Origin of the sequence: Bradyrhizobium vignae, from assembly GCF_900324035.1 — a bacterium.
GTDB lineage: Bacteria > Pseudomonadota > Alphaproteobacteria > Rhizobiales > Xanthobacteraceae > Bradyrhizobium > Bradyrhizobium vignae.
The window spans coordinates 1,561,301-1,583,668 of record NZ_LS398110.1 but is presented as its reverse complement, the minus strand read 5'-3'; the positions used below and the strand labels follow the sequence as shown (position 1 = coordinate 1,583,668).

The following is a 22,368-nucleotide window of genomic DNA, read 5'->3' as shown; positions in this document are numbered from 1 at the left end:
GTCATTCAGGGACTATGATCCCCCACCTTTCCAGGCCATCCAAGGACTGCCGTAATCCAGATAGCTCTCTGGGAGAGGCCAATCATGGGCCTCCATAACCCGAAGGCCGTCTAGAAAAATCGGTAACGCTCCTCGGATCCCTCCAACCTGCACCTCCGACATTGCGTGCAGATGTCTGTGGTCGGGAAACTCGGGGAAGTAGAAGAGGAGTTTCTGCGCCAAGGTGCGCAGCAGCCGGCGACGGTCGTCGTTCAGCCCGCGTCTGACGAGCTCATATCCTGCTAGAGCGGTTGCAACGGGATCCAACCACTCGGCCCCTCGTACGTCCTGCCAAAATGCGTCCGGAAGCACTTTCCTCAAATCGCGGCGATGCCTGTAGGCGCGCTGAGCTTCAGCCGACATCTTAAGGCCCTGCAGCAGATTGCGGGCAGAAACCGGTGGCGCGAAGAATGAACGGTAATATTCACGATATCGGTGCATTGGCAGCACGAACTGCGAAATGACTGGGCTCCCGTTTGCATCCAGCGTCATCGTCAGAAACGTGGCCAACGCACGGTAAGTCTTCGTAGCGATTGAAGTCGTAGCTCCCCCGCTTAACCGGAGCGAAACGAGAACTTCTTGACCTTCCGTGTCGACAAGCAACTCTCTGATCCCCAGCATCCTCTCCGGCTGTCTCGCCTCTTTCCATCCGCTCTCGGTCTTGGCGGATACCTTCACTTCGAGAACGCAGGAGGGATCTTCGAAGGCGGCGAGCAGATAGACCGGGGCGCCCCCGGGGTTGTCGTGTAGAAAGTCGAACAACGGAAGCTGCGCGAACTTCGTATAATCGGCACCCGTTAAACCCGCGGTGATCCGCCCCCCGCCGAGTATTGCAAGCCAGACGTTCAGATCGGGGTCCGAAACCGGGCCCATCGAGTCGGAAAAAACGATACCGCCACTGCTTCCGCCGAAACGTTCGGCGATCGATGCGTGCGGCAGACTGCCCGACCAGTCGTCCACGTCCGTCGAAGTGCCCGCCTCGACGATGAGATTGTCGGATCTCAAAACCTGTCTGTTCAAATCACGGACGATGGCCCTGTAGGACCCACGGGGAAGCGAAGTGGCTGTGCCCGCTCCCTCCACGGTTTTCCGATCGCCGGTCGCCCAATCCTGCAGCTCCACCGTCAGGTCCTTTGGGATGACGATTTCGGAGGCGACTTCCGGCAGCTCGAGCTTGGCGGCCCCGGCCGGATCGGCGCGATTGAAGACCAGCTCCGTATCGTCGAAGACGATCACGTCTCGCACGTCGTTCTGGAGTTCGACGTCGGGCACTTCCACCTGGATCCTGTATCGATCCGGCTTCAGCTGGAACGTCGTCGTGGGGCCGGCGATCTTCAGTTCGGAGCGCGAGGGGTTGCGCCTGCCGGTCGTGAAAATCGTTCCAGCCGGTGCCGGATCGATTCCTGATATCCTGACCACGCAATTCGATGTAGGTGCCGGATTCAGTCGCTTCAGAATGGCATCGGTTTCGCCGTCCGCTCCCGCAACATTGATGTAGATCCGCTGAAGGGACATCCGCTCCCGCACGAACCCTCTCAGGGTATCGAACCGGACTATCATGGTGTCGTCTTCGGTGTCGTCCCAGGTTTTGGCAATGCCTTTGCCCTTGAGACCGTCGAGAAGGGCGGCGGCAAACCTTCCGTCGACGGCAGCGGTTGCCGCTGGAGCGGTAGACTGCAGCAGGTAGGTCGTCGCTTCTCCGGACGTCTGCGGATCGCTCGGGGAATGACCCCGCCGGGATTGATCTTGCGACCGTCCAGATCGTTTCGACATGCGTCGACGAAGTAGAACTGGCGGCCGAAGCCGAGATGCTGCCTCAGCCAATAGATCGCCTTGTCGAGTCTCATGCAAGCTCCGCCTGAGAGCTGCATCGCCTTATAGTTGGAGGCGATGATCACGTCGGATCTGGCGTCGGGCTCGACGAAGGAAAAGCCGTGGCCGCTGAAATAGAAGAAGAACTCCTCGGTGGAATTTTGGCCGGCCGCCTTCAGTTGGAGCAGCGCCTGCGTCAGGTCCTCGGCTGTCGCATGCTCGCCGCCTTCGATGGCTGGCTCGGAGCAGAAGATGATCTGCCGCTCGGATGCGAGAACGTTCTCGGCATCCCATTTGCCGATTAGCCAGTCCCGGAAATCCATGGCCGACCGGAGCGTTCCCGGCAGCTTGGCGGCTATGCTGTTGTCGCTGACCGAGCCATATTCTTCGATGCCGATGATCAGAGCGCGACGACCCACGAGAGCTCCTAGTGCAAAACCGCCTGTATCTCGGTCGATCGTACGGCTTCGTTCCGGTACATGAAATAGCCGGACCTGTGGATACCGACGACAAGGCCGGTTTCGATGGAGAACACCGGTGAGCCCGAGTTGCCCTGAGTGGTCGAACAGTCATGGAAGATGTCAGAGGCCTTCGTGCCGTCCAGGAGCTCGCCCAGCGCCGCGCTCTTGACGCCGAATCTGCCATCGAAGACCGACGTCAGAAACAGAGGATTGTTGTATTCATCCTTCCCCGGAAACCCGATTGTTACGACGCTCGCCCCGGCAGCGGGCACGTCCGCGGCGAAAGAAACCGACGGTCGCCCTCCAGTAGCTGCCCTGAATATCGCGATGTCCCTCGTCGGATGCACCTTCGCTACGCCTTCGATGGGAACGATATCCGACTGCGCGTCCGTCGAGGCGAACTCGCCCTTGAAGACGATACGCGAGGCGCCCGGCGCGAGGGCGTCGCTGCCGCTACTCAAGACGGCCAAGACATGGCGGTTCGTGGCAATGAGGCCATCGCCAACGACGAACCCCGTACCGACGTGACGGTTTCTTCCGTCCTCGATCCTTCCGATCGATCCGACATATCGCCCGGCTGCGGCGCGGAATGAACTCCAAGCGTCCTTGAGCTCTTGCGGTCTCAAGTCGCGGTTCGCGGTCTCCTGCAAGTCCTGCAGCACGCCCCCCTGAGACAACACTACCGGTCTGAGCAGGCGGACGACGATCTCCAGAGCGGCCAGTTGCTGCGGCGACGGCGACTGCCCATCCTGGAGAAGCTTGAGCGCCTCTTGTGCGGCGGCCTCGCTATCTGGAATCTCCCTCGGTCCGATGATGGACCGGACCTTCCGCACGGCCTCGATCGGGGAATTGCCGCCGAGGGCGCGTTGAGCACGCGCGAGCAGAAAGCTTCGGCTTTCCTGAGCGTCGCCGTCCCCTGCCATGTTCTACGCCAGCCGCTTCGAATAGATCGCGACGCCTGTGGCGCTCCGCACCTCTTCCTCGAGATGGGGACCATCGAACGTAAGCACCGCGTAGCCGTGCGGGGAGAACTTGTCCTCCTCGCCCACGATGAATTCGTTTCTACCCTCCAGAACGACAGCGGACGGCAGCGGATTGCCGAGGACAGTCAATGGGCCGCAAGAACGCCAGTCTGCGCGAGCGTAAGGCGCTCCCGTCGCGCGAGGCAAATCAATGGTCAGATCACGACTTTGAGGCATCCCGCCATGCCCGATGCAGCGCGCCCAGATTCCGAAATTCTGGTCGGGCGCTTCGTAGATCGTGCATCGATGCTCGTGGCCCCAATACCACGCGAAGATCCGTTTGCTTCCGAGCAGCTCGCCAAATCGGGCATGCGACCACAGTTTGTCGCCCTGTTCCGATTCGATGTTAGAATACAGCTGATGATGCGAGAAGAGCACGATCTTCCGGTCCCCTGCCTTCCGCACGACTTCCAGTACCCAGCCGACCTGTTCGTCGTCGATGGCATGGTCATGGTACGCCACGTCCAGTCCGATCAGGGTCCAGTGAGCATTCTGATACGCGAAATAGCTACCATCCTGGCCGAACGAGGGAAGGATGCGATCGAAGTACGCATCTCCTCCGGAGTACATCTCGTGGTTCGAGTTCAGCGCCCGGCAGATCGCCCCGCGGGGCCGTGGCCACGTCTTGAGAAACCGGGAATCGACCTCTGCGCGGGTGCCCGAATAATAGACGTCGCCCAGATGCATGATGATCTCGAAAGGATCGGGATCCTTCAGGATGGCCTCCGCGATCTTCGGGGCTCCATATAGCCCGGTGCCCCAGTCGCCCACGACGGCTATCCGGGCCTTGTCGGCAAAAGGAGCCGCATGGTCGGACTTTGGACGAACCATGTCGTGCGGGACCAGATGCTTCAGCTTCTCCCAAACCACGCTTGCCCACCCTCCCCAGTCGGAGGTGTCGAACATGGCCTCGTAGCCGCCGGTCGGTAGCGCCTGAAAGCTCAACTTAGCTGCTTCGCCGGATGCCACCAGGCTTTGTAAGCGGGCGGCCTTTGCGTCGTGCGGGGTCGTCAAGACCTTGGCGCCGGCTCGGCTCTCCGCCTCCTGCAATTGACGAAGAACATGACCTACGCCCGCCATGATGGCGCCGCGCTGGACGGGATCGATGCTCGTGTCCTTGTTCGCTGCCTCGTCGAGGTTTCCAAGAGCCTCCGGGCTGCCGATCGCTTTCGAGATCTGTTCGAAGGTCACAAAAACGTTTTCGGGGAGCGCTTCTGTGCTCATTCCAAATCCTATCTTTGGGAGCGCGTCAGGCAAATCGCCAATGCCGAAAGAGAAGCGGCGCCCCTGGGCGACACCGTTCCGAGCGGGCGTACGCGCCGACTATGGTGATCCAGTCTGACATAGAGGGCAACCCTCGCCACCTAGGGAGACCCCGCGCAACTGCGCTTGATAAACTTAGCACCGCTTGATATAACTTGCATAAAAGGATTCGGACATGGCGACTTTAGGCAAGACGTTAACGGCCGCCCGAGAGCGAAAGGGCCTGAGCCTTCGTGATGCCGAGCGTGAAACCGGGATATCTAACGCTTATCTGTCGCAGCTCGAGCACGGCAAGATTGCCGCACCTTCGCCTAACGTGCTCCACAAGCTGGCTGGCCTTTACGGCATTTCCTATTCGACCCTGATGCGAGACGCAGGTTATCCTTCATCCGAAACTTTGCCGGGACATCACGATGGTGCCCGCCTCGCAGCGCGCCTAGGTCCGACCAATCCAGAGGAGGAGGACGCGCTGGCGGAATATCTGGAATTCATTCGGTCGAGGAAATCGCGAAAATGAAATGGTCGCTGTCCTCGGCGAAGACGTTCCGGAAATGCCAACGACAATGGTATTTCCGGAACGTGTTCGCCAGTCCGACAGCCAAGGATCCCGAGCGGAGAGCGGCCTTCCTGCTGGGAAAGCTGCAGAGCGTCGCGAGCTGGAGGGGATCGGTCGTCGACGAAGTCATCTCCGGCACCATCGTCGGCTCCTTGAAGAGCAGGCAGCTGCCCGAGAGGCAAGAGGCGATCGCGTTTGCGCGAAAGATATTTGACATGCAGCTCGCCACGGCGAAAAAGAATCCGCTGCGCGAGCCTGACATGCCGGTGGCCTCGTGGGGCCGCTCGTACGCCGCTCTGTTCAGCGTCGAATATGGAGACGGTCCGACTGCAGAAGAGATCGAGACCGCATGGCGCGAGGTAGTCGCAGCAATCGAGAACCTGCTGCGCCACCGCGGCCTTCTCAACAGATTGCTCGGCGCAAAGTCGCTTTTTGCGCAGCGGCCACTCCAATACCAGGCCTACGGAGTCACGGTCGTCGGCGTGCCGGATCTCATCGCATTCTATGAGAATGAAGCGCCTGCGATCATCGACTGGAAGGCGCACGCGGTCGGATCGAGCGACGCTTGGCTCCAGCTCGCGATCTACGCGGGAGCGCTCGTCAAATGCACCCCGCACAAGGACTTTCCGGAGAACCCATCGTTGCGGGAGTCGGCGGACATCCGGCTCCTCGAGGTGCAGCTCCTGATCGACCGCATCCGCAACCACGAGCTCGACGATGAAGATCGGGCGGCTGCCGAGGACTACATCGCCGACAGCGCTTCAACCATGCTGACGGCGATCGACGGGCGAAAGCTTGCCGATATGTCGCCGGACGATTTCTCGTCCTCTCCGTTCGACGGCGTCTGCGCCGACTGCTCGTTCAAGCGGATCTGCTGGGAGACGAACGCATGATCAGCGAGACGAACATCTTCCCGATCTCGAACCTGAACGAGCTCTCGACCACCTACCGAAGCTATCGGGTACGAGGCCTCAACTCCTCTTCCATCGATTACCACAAGAACCGAAGCCATATCGTCGGAAGACTGAGCCGCTTGCTCAAGCAGCCGGTAGAGATGTTCGAGGAGGATGACGAACTGCGGCTAGGCGTTCCGGCCGATGCCGATCCCATTCCGGACTCCCTGATCGTGACCCGCGCGAGCGTCCGCTTCGACGAACTCTCCGGTACACGCGTCCTGGACTACGGCGCGCGTACTCCATCGACCGACCGGCTGTGCACGCGTTTCATCGACTTCATGGTCCAGGCGCCGCTTAGATCGCGCTATTCGCTCTGGCAGCCCGGCGCCGGTTCCGCCTACTACGAAAAAAGCCCGATCGGCGGCGACGGTCCGATCGGCCGCCACGAGGGATTCAGCGTCCGCGCAATGATCACCGCCGACGGCGGTATCGGTCTGTGCGTCGACTCGCGCAGCTGCTTCATCGAGCGGCGGCCGCTGCGACATATGACCCGCAACGACTTCAGGCGCATCAGAGGGCGCCATGCGGATCTATCGCATGGGCCACGAATGGTTCGACATCGGATTGTTCGCGCTGCATGACCTCAACGTGAGCGAAGTGCTCGTGCCGAACGCCGACGGACAGATGGTCGGGCTCGCAGAGTTCATCGAGAACCGATCACGCAAGCCGATCCCGCCCGAGCTTGCCCGCCTGGATCCCGCGGGTCAGGTCGTCGTCTACCTCAACACGCGTGGTGAAGAGCGCTCCGCGCCGGCCGGCCTCTGCTTCCTCACGCACGATACCGAATCCCGCGAAGTCCGCGCTTCCCATCGGGAAACCATCATGCCTCCGGAGATCCGGCGCGCCAAGATCGCCGAGATTTGCAGGAAGCATCTTGCAGAGATATTGGTGGGCGGCAGGAAGCTTCGGCTCGGCGATCGGCCGGTGGAGATCGAACGAAAGATCTACGCCTTGCCCGATTTGAGCTTCGGCGGCGGCAAGACGCTTTCGGCACGGGGTACCCCGGGCGCAAGAAACGTCGCGCCGGCCGGCTTTGCTGAAGCGCGTCGCGAGCTTCTTCTCGATCCCAAGGCCGGCTTCCAAGTCAAAACTCCTCTCGACCGACATTACATCGTCCTTCCTAAAATGGTGGTGGATAGTTGGGGTTCGCCGTTCGTGCACATGCTCAAGCGCGAGGTAACCGGACTGTACCCGCACGGGTCCTTCGAACCGGACGTCGTCAGCTACGACGATGTCGGGGTGGGACACACTTTCCCACAACAGGCGAACGCCATTCTGGAGGCCGTCCGCTCTTCGTGCCGACGAGCCGGTTTCGCCACGGTCATGATCCACGACATCGTCAAGGGCAAGCCGCGGAGCCACGACCAACTCGAGGCTGCGATCCTGCGCGAGCTTCCGAAGCTGGAACATTCCATCCGAGCGACGGTCATCCATTCCTCGAAAGGGCGCGAGTGCTACGAGCAGCGGGACGACGGACGCGGAAATCCGGTCTATCGCCTCAACGACAGGAAGGCCGGAGTGTTCAGGAGTTACGTGCGCAACGTGGCGATATCGAAGGTCCTGCTGGCGCACGAGAAATGGCCCTTCGTTCTGTCCCAGCCGCTGCATGCCGACGTCGTGATCGGGATCGACGTCAAGCGCAACACCGCGGGTTACACGGTAGTCTCGAACTCTGGAAGGACGATCAGGTTTCGTTCGGAATCGTCACGGCAATCCGAGAAGCTGCTCGCCTCGCAGATACGCACTCAGCTCGATACCCTGCTGCGCGAGGAGTTCGAGGACGGGGGTCGTTCGCTGGGCGATATCGTGATCCATCGTGACGGCCGCAGCTTCCCCGAGGAGCGAGCGGGTGCCCGCGAAGCTTTCCGAACCTTGCTTGCCGATGGCGTCCTCAAGTCCGATGCGACGCTGACGATCGTAGAAATTCACAAGACGAGCCCGTCTCCCTTGAGGTTCTTCGACGTACGGCGCGACGGCTGCGGCTCCCGCGTGAGCAATCCCAACGTCGGCCTGCACTATGTTTCGGGAAACGATGGTTATCTGGCCACCACCGGCTGGCCTTTCCGCAGACCGGGAACGTCGAAGCCGCTGCACGTGCGGTTCGTCGAGGGGGAAATGGAGTTCGAGCGTTGCCTCGAAGACGTTTTCCGCCTTTCGACCCTGACCTGGACGAGACCGGAGGACTGTCTGCGGCTGCCGATCACGATCAAGCTGACGGACCGGGTTCTGGGCGAGGATGCAACCGAGTACGACGAGGACGAACTCCGTTTCGGCGACGAGCACGGGAGGGAAAGGGCATGAGCAACACTGGCCTTCAGGCGGGCCTATACTCGGAAATACGTACATTGTCCGTGCTGGTCGATACCGTCATAGCCGACCTTTCTACCGGAGCACCCGGCTCGTCGGCGGCGCGGACCGAATTGTCGAAGCTCTTGCGGCATATGATGGCAGGCGGATCGAGCGCCCATCTGATGCGATACCTGCTGCCAAACAGCGAAGCACCGGCAAAGACCTGGTCCGGTCTTCCTGATGCCCTCGAGCGGGACCCCGCGCCGCCGGACCTGGCCGAGCGGCTCGAGACGCTGGCTCGCATATTGGACCGGAGCCGCTCGGCTGCCTTCGAGAGACTCCGCGTCGATGCTAGATGAGTATCTCGCCGTTTCCGCACGTCAGTTGGCATCCCGTGGCCGGCTTCTGCTCGGCAAGATTCCGAGAAATCTTCCGCTGCACTATGGGCCGATCATAACCACCACCCAGACGCGTCTGAACCGGTCGATCGAGGATTTACTCGCTTTCGCTGAGCAAAACCATCCCGCGCCATCGAGCGGGCTGAGGCAGAGACAATTTCGCCGCCTCGTTGAAGATCTGGATCTGATCGAGATGGTGGCGCTCACGGCCTTGGAACGAACGACGCCGGAAGATCTCTTCCTGACTCCATTTGTGAACGCCATTTGCAAGGAGCTCGCATATCCGCTGCTTCCTCCAGTCGTGACCGCAAGCTCGTCCCAATACTTCTTCATCTACTCGGACTTCCACCTGCTCTTCGTTCCGCTGATGGAAGGCCACTTCCTGCTTCATTTGCCGGACCTCTATCACGAACTCGCGCACCCTCTCCTCGCATCGACCCACAGGAACGATCCCCTCACCGAACCGATCAGGGCGGCACTTTGGGATCTGACGACCGAGGCCGGCCGGCATTTCGAGAGCCAGATTGCAGCAGTGCACCGCGGTCGAACCCCTCGCGACATCGGAGATTTGTCGCGGTCCGCTGAATTCTCGTGGGCCGCTGCGTGGGGTGCGGAGTTCTTCTGCGATATATTCGCCACGTGCACGGTCGGGCCTGCGTTCGCCTGGTCGCACCTTCATCTCCACTCCAAACGGGGCCAGCGACAGCCGGCCTATTCGGTTCCCGAGTTCGGCACCTCCTCGCATCCGGCGGACGATGCCCGCATGCAGGTCATCCTTTCGACACTGCGGCGGCTGGGGTTCGATGAGGTCGCCGGCGAGATCTCGCAGCTATGGCGGTCCTTGGTCCGCGTGGCCGAGCCGACCGTCCCGCCGGAATTCGCGCGCTGCTACCCGACCGAGCTCCTCGAACTGTGCGTGGACAAGGCAATGGAGGCGACGCCGGCGATGAGCTGCCATCTTGCCGGCCCGGTGCTGACAGGGGCTGTCCGTGGGGTCCTGAATGAGGCTTGGACGCGGCTTTGGGAGAGACCAAGCGAATACCTGGATTGGGAACGGGAGACGGTGGGCAAACTGAGGTCGCAGTACGCGGTCAGCTGAAGGCCCGGAGAACGGCAAAAACGGCAAGCCGGCACTACCAATTTGCCGCGAACACCTATAAATTGGGGGACAAGTAACGCTTTCGCAGCCGATCGGCGCTATTTTTACGCCGAATCGGACCCATTTCAGCAATCCTGCGTTGTATCCGAGTTCCCATCGTGTTAGTCCGGGCGGAACGATCTGAGGCGGCCGACAGAGGATATTGAGCCATGGCCGGCAATGAGACCAAGTCGCGCGAGGCAGAGACGGCGGTGCGGACCCCTCAGGGGCCGTCTTTTCGCCTGCCCACGCTTAAGCAGGACCAGCGGGAATACCTTAGCCGCATCCGGGAAGCCGAACAGAACCCCAATCTGAACATCCCCTTGGGCGGGCCCAGGAACACTCCGTCCTGGTAACGCCAAATGCCGCGCTGGCGTGCTCTGCCGACCGGGTCGGATAGAATAGACTGCGCCCCGCCGTACTCCTTCTTTTCCAACGTCGTCGAGAGATATTTCAAAGCGGAAACCAACCAGTCTCCGCTCCTGCGCATCTGCGCCGTCGCGCGACAACAGGGCGCCACAGAACTCGTCGTCGAAGATGTCGTTTCCCGTCCCGACGTCGCTCACGAGATTACGGCTCTGGATCGTCGATGCGGCGGCGGCGGCGAAGCTGAGGCCGTCGCGTTCTCCTTCCTCAGAAACCCGAGCGAAGGGTCGATCGTTGTCGATCTCTCGCGAGCGCAGATGATCGCTCATGTCGTGCTGATCAACTACAAGGCGAAGCATCATTCTCGCTTTACGCATTCTTACGTCTACGAGGCGATCCTGCCTCCGCCGAAGCGGCCCTACGGCAACCGGTCGTTCGACTTTCCCCAGACGCTGGTCCTTCCGACGAAGCACTTCGAGTGCAGCGTCCTTGGCCAGATCTTCACCGTCAAAGGCATCCTTTATTGCCAACAGAACGACACTCTGCACGTCTGCGCGCATTCGTGCTTGCGCATGGCGATCGGCTCTTCTCAGCATTCCCCTAGCCGGATCAGTGCCGATCGCATCAACCATCTTCTGGGAATCAAGGAGAAGGTCGATTTCCTTGGATCCGGCCAGATCGCTCAGGTCATCAACGCCTCGGGCATGAAAGCCGCGGTACGAACCGATCTGAAGCCGGATCAGTATCTCGCCGAGCTCGCCTCCCTCATCGACTCGGGCTATCTGGCGATGCTCGGCTTCACGACCAAAGGCGGCGTCGGTCACGTGGTGACGGCATTCGGACATTCTCGCAGGGCCGACCAATGGCATCCGCAGGCGATGCACGCCTACTCCGGTCCGAGGTCCGCCAGATATCTTCCGTCGAGTTCCTGGATCGACCACTTCTTCATCCACGACGACAATCTCGGACCCTACCTCTCGCTCAGCGCCCGCTCGTTTGCCAAAAATCCACAGATGCAGCTCAGCTGCGTCATCGGGCTCCTGCCAAGGCCGGCGATCGGCTCGAATCAAGCGGAAACCATTGCGGCATCGTTGCTGCGCAGCCTGCCCCCGCTGCCCGAAGTCGAAGGTGAAAACTTCTGGATGCGCTACATGGCGAAGCGGAGCGAGGCGCCCACGTTGCGATCCGTGTTGGTCAGCAAGACCGAGTACATCGATCACCTGAAGCGGGCCAAGGCCCACGATCAGTCCAGGGCCGACCGGGCCACGCTTGCGGCTTTGGAGGGGCTGGACGAATCGTTCTGGATGGTCGAATTCAGCCTTCCTACGCTCTATACGGGCAACCGTTCGAAACTCGGAGAAGTATTGATCAGTTCGACCGACTATGCCGGCGAGTCCGGCAGCGTGCTGGGTCTACGATTGCCGGGTCGCTTCCTCTCCGTGAAGGAGGGAGACGTCTACATGTGGCGATCATCGCTCACGTCGCACTCGGCGATCTACGAGCATCGAGGCGCCACGCGCAAGGCGGCGTAAATACTAGGCATTTCCCCAGTTGTCGGCTCAGCGCCGCAGCGGGCAAATCGGTCCGTAAAGTGTTTCGCCGAGCGGCCTGAAGGCCCAGGCCGATGGATTGAGGACGATGGCCACGAAAACAAAAAAATCGGGTGGAGGAAGCGGGCGCAAACGGACGGGCGAACGCTCATCAGCCAAAATCCCGGCAAAAAAGCGGATGGGACGCAAAGCCCGGGCCCGCAAGACGAACGACCGCTACGGCTTTGCGGCGGGCAGCACCTACCAGCCGCGAGTAGTACCGCCGACCTCCTCCGGTCCCGCCTTTCTGGACCAGTTTCTGCCTGCAGTGACCCCCACTCCGGAGATTCTTGCGACGCAGCTTTCCGCCGCGAACAGGCAGGCGTTTTCAGAGTTGAGCGAATTGACGTTGGACGTTCCGGAAGGCGTGGAGCCAAGACTCCAACTCGCGGTCGCGAACTTCCGGACCGGCAAGCTCGGCCCGACCCTTTCGTCGACCGCCAACGACGAAGTCGCGGTGGTGGCGCGCGTCAGCTCGGTCGAGGAGTGGCGGGCCATTGCCGACGTCGACCCCGGGGTCGTGATGGGTCGGACAGAAGATGGCAAGAGCTGGATCGTCACTGGGCGCTTCCCCATCGATCGCCTCGAGGCGGTCGCCTCCAACGAGCACGTCATCAGCCTTTCCGCACCTCAGGTCGTCAAGCCCACGCTGGAGACGACGGTCGAAGCTCTCGAGGCGACCCCGGCGATGCTGCCGAAAGGAGTTCGTCCTCGCGGCGGCAAAGGCGTCGTCGTCGGCATCGTCGATTTCGGATGCGACTTCGTGCATGCCAACTTCAGACGCAAGAACAACAAGACCAGGCTGCTCGCCATCTGGGACCAGAAGGCCGCGAACAGGCACACCTCGCTGACCAGCTACGGCACCGTCCATACCCAAAAGGAAATCGACAAGGCGCTCGCCACGAAAGATCCCTACACCGCGCTCGGCTACGATCCGGGAAATGAGGAGGGTGGCGCGCATGGCACGCACGTGATGGACATCGCGGCCGGAAATGGAGCCAATGGGAAACCAGGCCTCGCACCGGAGGCGGATATCGTGTTCGTCGATGCGTCCATCTCCGATATCGGAAGAACCGGGGAACAAGCCGTCAAGACGCATTTCGGCGACTCGATCCAGCTTCTCGAAGCTGTGCGCTTCGTCTTCGACGTCGCAGGAGATCGTCCCTGCGTATGCAACATAAGTCTCGGGACGAACGGAGGCCCGCACGACGCGACGTCTCTCGTAGAGCAGGGCCTCGATATCATCGTGCGGGACCGTCCCAACCGCGCGATAGTCGTCGCGGCCGGAAATGGGCAGGACAAACGCATACACAAGAGCGGCAAGGTACCAGCCGACGGCTCTCTGAGGATCGAGTGGGAGCATAGGCTGGAGGGCGGTGGCGAGATGGAGATCTGGTATCCGGGGGACCGGAGGCTGGAGGTGACTTTGTTCGCGCCCGACGGTACCGAGATCGGCACCGCCGCGCCCGGCGATCATTTCTCGTACGGCACTCGGAATGACGAGGTTCTGATCTTCATCGGCTCGCGGCTGAACGATCCGAACAACGGCGACAACATGATCGGCATCTGGATCGCCAACAAGCTCGCCAGCGGCCGTTTCGTCGTGCAACTACGGTCGGAGGATGGCGAAGTCGACTATCACGCCTGGATCGAACCTCACGTGAGCAGGGAAAAACAGTCGCGGTTTGTGGACCCCGTCGATTCCCACACTCTCGCTTCGATTTCGAACGGACTCCATACTATCGTGGTGGGAAACTACGATGCGAACAAGCGGAAGAAGACCATCGCTCCCTCCTCGAGCCAAGGTCCCACTCGCGATGGAAGGCCCAAACCGGAAGTGTCGGCACCCGGACAACACGTTCACGCCGCCTTGTCCAAGTCACTGAATGCCGTCACGAAGAAGTCAGGAACCAGCATGGCTGCGCCTGCCGTGACCGGCCTCGTCGCTCTCATCTATGCGGAAGCAAAGAGGAAGGGAAAGAATCTTTCGATCGGCCAGCTCAGAAGGAAACTTATCGATGGGGTCTCCACCGCACCTCCGGAGTTGGCGAAGAAAGGAGACTGGGATCCGGCGTACGGCTTCGGCCGTGCTAATGGTCGCAGCGTTAAACTGTAGCAATGTTGTCACGCTCGCCCTTGTTTTGCTGCATCGCGGGGACATACTTCGTTAACCGTTCTTGAACCGTTCGGGGGTAAATCCTATATTGGGGACGCACAGGGCTGATTGCCATGCCGATCGACTTTAAGTTGTTTCGAAAGCTAGAGTCGCTTCCGAGCTCCCTCTCCTCCCAGTCCCGTAGCGGCTCCGACAAGGTCGAGGTGCTCGTCAAGCTCCGAAGGGGCGCGAGGCGCCCGGTCTTCGTCACGCCCCGTACCCACATCGGCCCGCGCATGTTTTCCGCGGAAATCACCTTCGATGACATGAAGCGGCTCGAGGTACATCCGAGCGTGGAGTCCATGTCACTCGGTCGCAAACTGCCCCAGATCGACTGACCATTGGCACAAGCGCCATTTTCGTCACAAGCGAACTTGGTTGTCGATAGCAAAGCGGCCAGCACGCTCGGACTTCATCAACGCCATTGCCTGTCGCGCGGGTCGCAGCACGCTGACGCATACTGCTGCCATCGCTATGTGTCAGCGCACCGTTCATAGACTGCATCCGGTTATGAGCGCCGCTATCGTCTCTGCGAATGCTCGTGCGTGCAGACGAATGCGCTTGGAGGGCTGGACGTTGTGCCTCGCCGGCCGCTCGGCAACGGACGAGCTTCACGCAAAAATGTCGCCCCTTCCGCCGCGATCGAGGCGAATGCCGCCCGACCTGGGGCCCGGCATCTAAGCTCGAGCCGAAGGGTCGCTACGATGATGGTTGCCTTTGGGAAGCGCAATTAACGGTGCGTCGACGGGCTCGAGATTCTTGAAGTGGTTCTGGACGTTCGCGAGAAAGTCCGCCCAGCCGTTCTTCTTGGCGCGGAGCACTCTAGGACAGTTCTTACCGGACCAATCGTGATGCTGATAGATGTTGCTCGGAATGTGCATGCCCAGACGATAGGCCAGCCAGGCGGTCAATAGCGCTGCCCTGTCGTAACACGCATCGACGTCCGCCATGTCGGAATTCATGCAAATTTCGATGCCGATGCTGGTCTCATTTCCTTGCCTCGTGGCGGTGTGCCAAGCCATCTCGTTAGTAGGGATACTCTGGTAGACGAATTTGTCGTCGACGGTGAAGTGCCAGGAAACCTGTCGCTTCTGCGCATCCGGCCCCTTCATGTACCGCGCGTGAGCCGCAGCGTTGGCTCCGCGACTTGAGTTGTCGGTATTGTGGATCGTGATCGACGTCGGAGACATCCGGGTACCCGGACGGTTGCTGTTACCGGCGGGAACGTAGTCCTGCACGATGTTCAACTGAAGTTGCGCGGCATCCAGGTTCATAGCTTTTCCTTGTGTCGGTGAGAGGATTGATCTGATCGATGCGGGCTCGACGGCGAGATCGGTCTGCAGATCGGCGCCGGCCGTGTCCCCGAAAAGCTTCCAGATCTCGTCGGGCGCGTTGTCTGCGCACCAAAAGCTGCAGGACTTGAAGCCGCCACCGCGCACCAGATCCAAGAATTTCGATGTCGCGGCGAGGCAGGTCGCAACGTCCGGCATCGCGACGTCCTCGGTCATCGTGATATTGCCCGTCGGCTTGTAGCGGGACACGAAGTCCCCCGCCGGGATCAACGCCTTGTACCCGTTGACCGACTTTCGCAGCCGGACCTGAGGGTTCGCCGACGTATAGTAGACCTGAGGACAGACATCTTCGATGTAGTCGAGGAACGGCTCAAAGGGCATGTCGGCGTGCAAGGCCGGCTGATCGTGACTCGAAAAGGCGATCCCGCGTCCGTTGGTCTCCAAGCCTTTCGTCAGAGGCTTCAGGTACGTGATTGCCTCCTTGTTGCCCCCTCTGAAGCGCGGGCTTTCCGGAGTGCGCTCCGCGTCGACCACTATGCCGGTCAAGCTCGCATCGTCCGCCCACTTCAACACCTTGGTCGCCTCGTCGGAGGCGGCATTCTGATCGGCGCAGAACGGAACGTGCCATCCCCATAGTTCGACGCCGACCTTCTGAAGCTCGCTCCGCAGTGTCGAAAGTTTCGGATCGGTCATATTGGCGTCTCGGTTCGGACCGCGACCCACGCGTATCCAAACGCCGTTCATTCCGGCCTTGCTGAGCCGATCGGCGAAAGCCGCGCTGTCTACCTTCTTCAGCACCTTCGCGAGATCGGTAACGAACACGTTCCGGCCGGTTGTTCGCTTCATGGCTCGACCTCTCCGCGTGAGAAGCCCAGATTGCGACATCTATGAGCGAAGGCGAACTAGGGAATTACCTAGGAGCGCACGATATTCCGCCGATCAGGCCGTTCAGGCAGGCACTACTTGGCCGGCTCGAGGTGGAGCGCCAGCACCGCGCTCAAACGTTTCCGCGAGCTCGATCGGCAGCTGCGAGCCCGCGTCAGGTGAGCAGCCCGTCGCATTCGCGTTGCAGGCTCCCAAGCATCGACGTGGGCCACCGCCGACCAGCTCCAAGGAGCCGATGGCATCTTGGCTGGGCAGAGCAACAACCTAGGGACCCCACTAGGTTGCGGCGAAGCGCCGTCACGGGAATTCTTCAAGGACCTAAACGAGAGAGATGCGGGGATATCTCATGAAGGCCGCTAAGAAGGCTGCAAAGAAATCCGCAAAGAAGTCGGCCAAGAAGACGAGCGCAAGGCCAGGCCGACGAATGTCCGCCGCGGGGGCACGCTACTACCTTCTTGACATGGGCAAGGAACAGTACGGCGATTGCATCGTGTGCAGGTTCGGCGACCGAGCCGTCATGATCGATGCGGGCCACCCGTCGGACTTTGCGGGACAATCCGGCTACGAGTCCATTCCCGATCAATTGGCTTCCGTCCTTGGAGGAGAGGCACCTTTCACGATCGACCTCCTGATCGTCACTCATGGCCATAACGATCACATCGGCTGTCTTCCGAAGCTCGTCTCGGAGGATACAATACGCCCCAAGTATGCGATCGTCGCGGATCCCGACTTGGCTTTTCCTCCGGGATTCCGCGACGCTTTGGGCGACGACCCGGACATCGAGGTCGAGAAGGTCGTCGCCGGCCTCCTGGAGGAAGACCACTCGTTCCTTCCGGACGCGCAGCTGGACGAGTTTCTCGACGCAGTCGCTAAGCTGGGGCAAAAGTATCGCGATGCGATCGACAAGCTCGAGCACGACGGTACTACGGTTTTCAAGTGGGGATCGACGGATCCCGCCGAGCTCGCACCCATCTACGAAATGCTTGCCGGCACGGGCTTCGATGTCATCGGCCCCGCCCTGCCGCAGCTTGAAATCTGTCGAGACCAGATCATAGCTTTCGCCCGCAAAGCCAAAAAGGCGGCGGAAGACGCCGTTTCCGCGATTCCAACCGACCTAACTCCAAACGCAACGCGCGTCTACAAGCAGATCCTTCTCGGCGATCCGGCCCGAGATGCGTTGCCGCTCATGGACCGAAAAGGGACGGGATCGGCGCTGAATTGTCAGAGCCTAGTGGTCAAGTTCGGTGACGGCGACCAAAAAGTGCTTTTGGCGGGAGATATGCAATTCGCCGACTCGGAGGTCGACGGCCTCGCCGCCGAACTCGCCGATTTGCGGCGAAAGGTGGTCGCCGCTGGTCCTTATCGCTTCGTCAAGATGACGCATCACACCAGCTACAACGGCATCGACGAAACCTTTTGGCAGCAGTTGGGTAGCCCACCTCTCCTCGCGCATTCGGGTGGACTGAACGATAGCGATCATCCGAACGTGGACGCCCTGGCGTACCTGAAGGAATTGAACGGCATCACGTTCGCCAGAACCGACCGCAACGGTCAGATTGCGGTCGATCCGAGCATCGTCGGTCGCACGGCTTTCAAGACCTCGCGGGGTAGCCTAAACGACTTCGCCCTCAACAAACGACAAAAGGCTCGCGACGAGAATTTGGCTTCGCTTGAGCGGAAGACCCCGCCCGAGGTGCAGCAAGTACAGGAGAATCGGCGATCGCAGTCGGTCTCTCTGGAGGGGCGCGTTCCGACGGACGGAGAGTTCGTCGATATCATCTTCGCGAGAATTCCATATCGGGACGGCAGGGTAACGATTGATGGCCACGTCATCGAAATCCAGCGGTTTCCCGCACTTGAAGCGAAGCAGGAAAATCCGCCACCACCGCCGCGTCCGCCGCGCCTGTCGACGGAAAGGACGGCCGACGTACGAAGGTTCGCGCCCGGCCGCGATCTGTCGCGCATATTGTTCGTGACCGACAAGGAGCGTCTCAGGAGAAACATCGGAGATGACGCAGCCGGAATCATGAGACTGATTCAGGACGGCGGCAGCAGACTGCTCGGTGTCGACGGCAGCGCGCCGGAGCGGCAAGTAACGGCCGAGCTTGCGACAGGCAAATACGACGGCACCGTCGTGCTCGGAGGCTATGACGTCGTCAAGTCGCAGAGCGTGGACGTCCTCGACGTCCCCCTCCGGGCGTCTCTCACCCATAGAGCCATCGCGGAGGATCAGGATGAATTCATCGTATGGAGCGACGAGATCTACGGCGACGCAGATGGTGATGGACTCGCCGAGTTTCCGGTAAGCCGAATACCCGACGCGAAGAAGCCGGCGCTGGTCCTTGCGGCGCTGACTGCGGACAAGCCAGGCCGCGTGAGCCAGCGGTTCGGCATCTGCAACAGCGCCCGTCCCTTCTCCTTCGATATCTTTAACTCCGTGGTACCGGGTAGTGCGCCATACATGACCAGCGGGCCCCGGGGCTACAGGGACGTCAACGCTGGCGCGGCCAGACAACCGTTTCTCTATTTTATGCTGCATGGGCTCGACCGCGACGGCTCCCGCTTCTGGGGGGATGGAACAAGCGGTGCCATCGAGGCGATCAATACGGACGTCCTCCCGAAGTCCGGATTGGGGATTGTCTTTGCCGGCTGCTGCTGGGGCGCTCTGACCGTCAATCAAAGGGCGAACGATCGATCCGGCACCGTATCTCCGAAGGCTCCCGATGCCTCGATGGCGTTGGCCTCTCTTGCCGCCGGAGCTCTGGCCTTCGTGGGGTGTACGGGAGTACACTACTCGCCTGGTTCGGCCGGGGACTTCTTCGGTGGCCCGATGCACCGGGCCTTCTGGAAGGCTCTAGCATCGAACGATTTTTCGCCCGCAAAGGCGTTGTTCGATGCGCGGAAGGCCTTCCTTGCCGAGATGCCTCATGGCCGGCGATTGCCGCTTGAACTGGCGATCGAACGGAAAATCTACAGGCAATTCACCTGCCTCGGCTTGGGCTGGTGAATAGCAAGGAGCACGATATGGCCAAAGATTCCAAAAGCGCGAAGATCGCGGAAGAGCATTTCCCCGGATGGAAGGCCACCCGCGTCAGCTCCATGGAGGAGGGAGCGGAGACGCTGGCGGAGACGCTTGCCGACTCCGACCGACGCTCTGCGGCAGACACCACTATGCCTGGGCTGGACGACCTCAGGAGAAAATACCTGGGGGCTCGCGACTCCAGCAGTGCCGACACTCTTCCTCTTTCTGACGGCGCCGAGGATACGGATCTCGTCGAACTCGAGTCCGGCCCACTCAAGAAGGTCGCAGCCGTTTCCAAGACCAAAAAGAAGGTCATCTGGTCGCAGGGTTGATCCTCTGCGGATCGCTCGAATTTGTATTTTGGACGTTTTTCGGGATGAGATCGCTTGCCTTGAATCTCTCGAATTTGTCAAACTCTGCTCCCGCAGGCCCTTGTTTTAAAGAAAACTGCCCGGCTATCTTAGCCAATTGCGCTGCGGGAAGATCATGTACGCGGGGCTTCTTGGTCGCGTTACATATGGTCGCCGCTTTCCTCCTGCGACGATAGATATGCGCGAATGCTTACCTCGTGCTCCCTGACCAACTTTTGGAATTCCGAGAGGGCAGCCAACCCGAGGCGCGCTTGCGCCTTCAAGACCGGCGTCAGCTCCTCGATGCTGAGAGGGGGCGCTCCTCCGAAAACGTAGGCGACTTCGCTCGAATCCGGATTTGAGCGTCTGGTCACGAATTGAGTGATCCCGATGCCGATTCTCGGTCCGAACCTATGATTGTAGGCGTTCCGGAAATCTCGAGTGGAAGTCCTGAAATCCTTGTTTCCCAATTTCTCCAGTGCTTGCTTCAGCCGGGGATAAGCCTTCCATTGACTTCCGTATCGGTCGGCATGGAGGAATTGCAACTGGTCATCGCCTTCGAACTCATCTTTCCAATATGGCTTCTTGGAGCCGTTTGCCTGATGGCAAAGGTGGGCGGTCGCGAAAATGAATCTGGAGCGTAGCGCGTAGGGCAGGCCGAGTGCCAAGACCGCTATGGGCTCGACGAACTCGACGAGTAGATCAAGGAGTTGCTGTTCGCTCGTGCCGCGGATCACGGTATTCCATGCATCCAAACGGGATGCGTAGTCGAAAAGAGTGTTGATGCCATTCGCGATCTCACGATGGAAGTCCTCGAACATTCCGCGATAGATCGCCCATCTCGGAGACAAGGAGCCTGGCAAAACGCGGAAGTCATAGTCGGCCAGTCCGATATCGACCGGCGAGAGCGCCTCCAGCTCCCGTCTATAACGTGCGTACATTTCGGAAAGCCAGGCTGCTTCAATCATCGTACTAAATCTCTATTTTATGTGCTGCCGAACCGGTGCGCGACGCGAACCGGATCGGCTTCGCGCGCTTAGCAAGTACGATCTGAAAAGTTAGAGAGCAAGAGGAGCAATGGGATCCGCCAAACGAGGCCGCGAAGTAGCTGGGGCTCCAGAGGTGGCCTCTTTGCGGTAATTTCGGCCAAACACTCAGTGCGCAACCGCCCTGAAGCTGCGCCTTTCAGCAAGTTCACCAACCGGCTGAGCTGCAAAGGGGCGGCGCGTCACGAGAAGTCTCGACCGTATCACTCTGCGGCTTCAGCAGGCGGACTCTTAAGCTCCGCAAATTTCGCCGCCATCGTCGGATTGCCCTTAGTCAGCTTCTTGATGGTGACGTCCTGCGCCTTGTCATTCGCAAGGCGGAGGTTCCGGTCGGCTCCGATCAACGCATCCTTTGTCTTCTGCAGATGGTCGATAGACTTGTCGATCTCTGAGATGGCGGTCTGGAAGTGCCGGGAGGCAAGATCGTAATTCTTCGAGAATGCAGTCTTGAACGTCTCTAGCTGGCTTTCAAACTGCGTGATGTCGATATTCTGAGCCCTCACAAGCGCCAGCTCCGTCTTATACTTGAGCGAGTTGATGGCCGCATTCCGCAACAGTGTAATCATCGGTAGGAAGAACTGGGGCCGAATGACGTACATTTTAGGGTAGCGGTGAAAGACATCGACGATGCCAGTATTGTAGAGTTCGCTGTCCGGTTCGAGCAATGAGACCAGAATCGCGTACTCGCACCCCTTCTCGGTGCGATCCCGGTCGAGCTCCTTCAGAAAATCCTCGTTTTTGCTCTTCGTGGCGGTCCTGTCGCTCTCGTTCTTCATCTCGAACATGATGGAGATGATTTCCGTGCCAGCCTCGTCCGAGTCGCGGAAGATGTAATCGCCCTTGCTGCCGGTCCGCGCGTCGTTGTCCTTTTCGAAATACGCCCGCGGAAACGCCATCGAGCGCACCCGGTTGAACTCGGTCTCGCAGTGCTGCTCAAGGGTCTCACCCACCATCTTGGTCGAGAGACGGGCCTTCATATCCTTGAGGCGCTCGATCGCGTCGTCGCGATCCTTTATCCGGGTTTCGTATTTGTCCTTGAGCGACTGCTCGGAGAGCTGCTTTTCAAGCTGAACCTGCTTGATGCCGTTCTTCAGCTCGTCGCGCTCTTTCTCGATCGCACCGACCGCTTCGGTTACAGCGAGCTTCTTCTCAAGCTCGACGGCCTGAAGCTTGGCCTTCAGCTCCTGGATTTCTTTTTCCTTGGCAGCGGTGATTTTGTGCTGCTCACTGGCCAGAAGCGCATCGGCAAGCTCCGACGCCGCCTTCTTTTCGCGCTCAGACTCGGCCAGTGCGTTCGCGAGCCTGTCACGCTCCCTTTCGACGGCGCTAAGCGCTTCGCTAACCGCGAGCTTCTGGGCAACGCCGCTTCCCTCAAGCTTGGACTTCAAATCCTGGATCTCGGCATCCTTGGCGACAGCGGTCTTCTGCAGATCGCTGGCGACCTGAGCCTTGGCCAGTGCCACCGCGCTTTGCTTCTCGCGCTCCGCCAACTCCAAACGCTCGTGCAATTGGTCTGCGAAATCGGCGTCACGAACCTGCTTCAGAATCTCGGCATAGCCGGATTCGTCGACCTTGAAGGCCTTGTCACAGTGGGGACAGATGATCTCGTGCATGGTCCTGGGCAGGCTAGGGGCGCTGCTGTTGTCATTCAAACGGGCCTACGGTCGACCGACTCGACCGAGCTGATTGAGAACAAAATTAGAACAAGCCAGTTTTGGCGGTCAAGCAA

Annotated in this window: 17 protein-coding genes; 10 read left to right on the top strand and 7 right to left on the bottom strand. The window is 60.2% G+C overall.

Going from position 1 to position 22,368, the window contains the following annotated elements:
• Positions 1 to 12: 12 nt before the first annotated feature.
• Genes BRAD3257_RS07610 through BRAD3257_RS07595 form a run of 4 tightly spaced genes read right to left on the bottom strand, consistent with a single transcriptional unit; the run spans position 13 to position 4,558 of the window.
• Positions 13 to 1,599, bottom strand: a complete 1,587-nt coding sequence (locus tag BRAD3257_RS07610) for a hypothetical protein (RefSeq protein WP_122401341.1) — start codon at positions 1,597 to 1,599, stop codon at positions 13 to 15.
• Positions 1,596 to 2,270 carry a caspase family protein gene (locus BRAD3257_RS07605; RefSeq protein ID WP_160118762.1) on the bottom strand — a complete coding sequence of 225 codons (675 nt, stop codon included), beginning with the start codon at positions 2,268 to 2,270 and terminating at the stop codon, positions 1,596 to 1,598. Before BRAD3257_RS07605 ends, BRAD3257_RS07610 begins: the two co-directional genes overlap by 4 nt.
• Positions 2,271 to 2,278: 8 nt before the next feature.
• On the bottom strand, positions 2,279 to 3,235 hold the full coding sequence (locus tag BRAD3257_RS07600; protein WP_122401339.1) for a trypsin-like serine peptidase: 957 nt from the start codon (positions 3,233 to 3,235) through the stop codon (positions 2,279 to 2,281).
• A gap of 3 nt (positions 3,236 to 3,238) precedes the next feature.
• Positions 3,239 to 4,558, bottom strand: a complete 1,320-nt coding sequence (locus BRAD3257_RS07595) for a metallophosphoesterase family protein (RefSeq protein WP_122401338.1) — start codon at positions 4,556 to 4,558, stop codon at positions 3,239 to 3,241.
• 214 nt (positions 4,559 to 4,772) lie between these two features.
• Between BRAD3257_RS07595 and BRAD3257_RS07590 the strand changes: the two genes are divergently transcribed.
• The 8 genes from BRAD3257_RS07590 to BRAD3257_RS07550 all read left to right on the top strand — a co-directional run bounded on the left by BRAD3257_RS07590 (position 4,773) and on the right by BRAD3257_RS07550 (position 14,005).
• Positions 4,773 to 5,114, top strand: coding sequence for a helix-turn-helix domain-containing protein (locus tag BRAD3257_RS07590; RefSeq protein WP_122401337.1), 342 nt, complete (start codon positions 4,773 to 4,775; stop codon positions 5,112 to 5,114).
• Complete coding sequence (locus tag BRAD3257_RS07585; protein WP_122401336.1) at positions 5,111 to 6,046, top strand: PD-(D/E)XK nuclease family protein; 936 nt, start codon at positions 5,111 to 5,113, stop codon at positions 6,044 to 6,046. Before BRAD3257_RS07590 ends, BRAD3257_RS07585 begins: the two co-directional genes overlap by 4 nt.
• The gene (locus tag BRAD3257_RS07580) at positions 6,043 to 6,690 is read left to right on the top strand and encodes a hypothetical protein (RefSeq protein ID WP_122401335.1); all 648 of its coding nucleotides are present in this window, start codon (positions 6,043 to 6,045) and stop codon (positions 6,688 to 6,690) included. The genes BRAD3257_RS07585 and BRAD3257_RS07580 overlap by 4 nt, the downstream gene beginning before the upstream one ends.
• On the top strand, positions 6,674 to 8,410 hold the full coding sequence (locus BRAD3257_RS07575; RefSeq protein ID WP_145986962.1) for an argonaute/piwi family protein: 1,737 nt from the start codon (positions 6,674 to 6,676) through the stop codon (positions 8,408 to 8,410). The genes BRAD3257_RS07580 and BRAD3257_RS07575 overlap by 17 nt, the downstream gene beginning before the upstream one ends.
• A complete protein-coding gene (locus tag BRAD3257_RS07570) occupies positions 8,407 to 8,757 on the top strand; it encodes a ribbon-helix-helix domain-containing protein (RefSeq protein WP_122401333.1) in 351 nt (116 codons plus the stop codon). Before BRAD3257_RS07575 ends, BRAD3257_RS07570 begins: the two co-directional genes overlap by 4 nt.
• On the top strand, positions 8,747 to 9,895 hold the full coding sequence (locus BRAD3257_RS07565; RefSeq protein WP_122401332.1) for a hypothetical protein: 1,149 nt from the start codon (positions 8,747 to 8,749) through the stop codon (positions 9,893 to 9,895). The genes BRAD3257_RS07570 and BRAD3257_RS07565 overlap by 11 nt, the downstream gene beginning before the upstream one ends.
• Positions 9,896 to 10,632: 737 nt before the next feature.
• Positions 10,633 to 11,832 carry a hypothetical protein gene (locus tag BRAD3257_RS07555; protein ID WP_145986961.1) on the top strand — a complete coding sequence of 400 codons (1,200 nt, stop codon included), beginning with the start codon at positions 10,633 to 10,635 and terminating at the stop codon, positions 11,830 to 11,832.
• 106 nt (positions 11,833 to 11,938) lie between these two features.
• The gene (locus tag BRAD3257_RS07550) at positions 11,939 to 14,005 is read left to right on the top strand and encodes a S8 family serine peptidase (RefSeq protein WP_122401329.1); all 2,067 of its coding nucleotides are present in this window, start codon (positions 11,939 to 11,941) and stop codon (positions 14,003 to 14,005) included.
• Positions 14,006 to 14,721: 716 nt separating this feature from the next.
• On the opposite strand, the gene BRAD3257_RS40585 is transcribed toward BRAD3257_RS07550, so the two are convergent.
• On the bottom strand, positions 14,722 to 16,182 hold the full coding sequence (locus BRAD3257_RS40585) for a peptidoglycan recognition protein family protein (RefSeq protein WP_197711528.1): 1,461 nt from the start codon (positions 16,180 to 16,182) through the stop codon (positions 14,722 to 14,724).
• A gap of 385 nt (positions 16,183 to 16,567) precedes the next feature.
• Here BRAD3257_RS40585 and BRAD3257_RS07535 point away from each other — a divergent pair, with 385 nt between their 5' ends.
• Both BRAD3257_RS07535 and BRAD3257_RS07530 read left to right on the top strand, forming a co-directional pair.
• Positions 16,568 to 19,228, top strand: coding sequence for an MBL fold metallo-hydrolase (locus BRAD3257_RS07535; RefSeq protein ID WP_160118761.1), 2,661 nt, complete (start codon positions 16,568 to 16,570; stop codon positions 19,226 to 19,228).
• A gap of 17 nt (positions 19,229 to 19,245) precedes the next feature.
• Positions 19,246 to 19,575, top strand: a complete 330-nt coding sequence (locus BRAD3257_RS07530) for a hypothetical protein (protein ID WP_145986960.1) — start codon at positions 19,246 to 19,248, stop codon at positions 19,573 to 19,575.
• A 179-nt stretch (positions 19,576 to 19,754) separates the two neighbouring features.
• Here the strand turns inward: BRAD3257_RS07530 and BRAD3257_RS07525 are convergent, their stop codons facing one another.
• Both BRAD3257_RS07525 and BRAD3257_RS07520 read right to left on the bottom strand, forming a co-directional pair.
• Positions 19,755 to 20,561 carry an integrase gene (locus BRAD3257_RS07525; RefSeq protein WP_122401325.1) on the bottom strand — a complete coding sequence of 269 codons (807 nt, stop codon included), beginning with the start codon at positions 20,559 to 20,561 and terminating at the stop codon, positions 19,755 to 19,757.
• Positions 20,562 to 20,842: 281 nt separating this feature from the next.
• Entirely contained in the window at positions 20,843 to 22,252 is a 1,410-nt protein-coding gene (locus BRAD3257_RS07520) for a DUF2130 domain-containing protein (protein ID WP_122401324.1), read from the bottom strand.
• Between the last annotated feature and the right edge of the window lie 116 nt (positions 22,253 to 22,368).

Excerpts from the sequence above, each read along its gene's own strand:
- BRAD3257_RS07610 (WP_122401341.1), bottom strand. The coding sequence starts at position 1,599 with ATGATAGTCCGGTTCGATACCCTGAGAGGGTTCGTGCGGGAGCGGATG.
- BRAD3257_RS07600 (WP_122401339.1), bottom strand. The coding sequence starts at position 3,235 with ATGGCAGGGGACGGCGACGCTCAGGAAAGCCGAAGCTTTCTGCTCGCG.
- BRAD3257_RS07595 (WP_122401338.1), bottom strand. The coding sequence starts at position 4,558 with ATGAGCACAGAAGCGCTCCCCGAAAACGTTTTTGTGACCTTCGAACAG.
- BRAD3257_RS07590 (WP_122401337.1), top strand. The coding sequence starts at position 4,773 with ATGGCGACTTTAGGCAAGACGTTAACGGCCGCCCGAGAGCGAAAGGGC.
- BRAD3257_RS07585 (WP_122401336.1), top strand. The coding sequence starts at position 5,111 with ATGAAATGGTCGCTGTCCTCGGCGAAGACGTTCCGGAAATGCCAACGA.
- BRAD3257_RS07580 (WP_122401335.1), top strand. The coding sequence starts at position 6,043 with ATGATCAGCGAGACGAACATCTTCCCGATCTCGAACCTGAACGAGCTC.
- BRAD3257_RS07570 (WP_122401333.1), top strand. The coding sequence starts at position 8,407 with ATGAGCAACACTGGCCTTCAGGCGGGCCTATACTCGGAAATACGTACA.
- BRAD3257_RS07565 (WP_122401332.1), top strand. The coding sequence starts at position 8,747 with ATGCTAGATGAGTATCTCGCCGTTTCCGCACGTCAGTTGGCATCCCGT.
- BRAD3257_RS07550 (WP_122401329.1), top strand. The coding sequence starts at position 11,939 with ATGGCCACGAAAACAAAAAAATCGGGTGGAGGAAGCGGGCGCAAACGG.
- BRAD3257_RS40585 (WP_197711528.1), bottom strand. The coding sequence starts at position 16,182 with ATGAAGCGAACAACCGGCCGGAACGTGTTCGTTACCGATCTCGCGAAG.
- BRAD3257_RS07535 (WP_160118761.1), top strand. The coding sequence starts at position 16,568 with ATGAAGGCCGCTAAGAAGGCTGCAAAGAAATCCGCAAAGAAGTCGGCC.
- BRAD3257_RS07530 (WP_145986960.1), top strand. The coding sequence starts at position 19,246 with ATGGCCAAAGATTCCAAAAGCGCGAAGATCGCGGAAGAGCATTTCCCC.
- BRAD3257_RS07525 (WP_122401325.1), bottom strand. The coding sequence starts at position 20,561 with ATGATTGAAGCAGCCTGGCTTTCCGAAATGTACGCACGTTATAGACGG.
- BRAD3257_RS07520 (WP_122401324.1), bottom strand. The coding sequence starts at position 22,252 with ATGCACGAGATCATCTGTCCCCACTGTGACAAGGCCTTCAAGGTCGAC.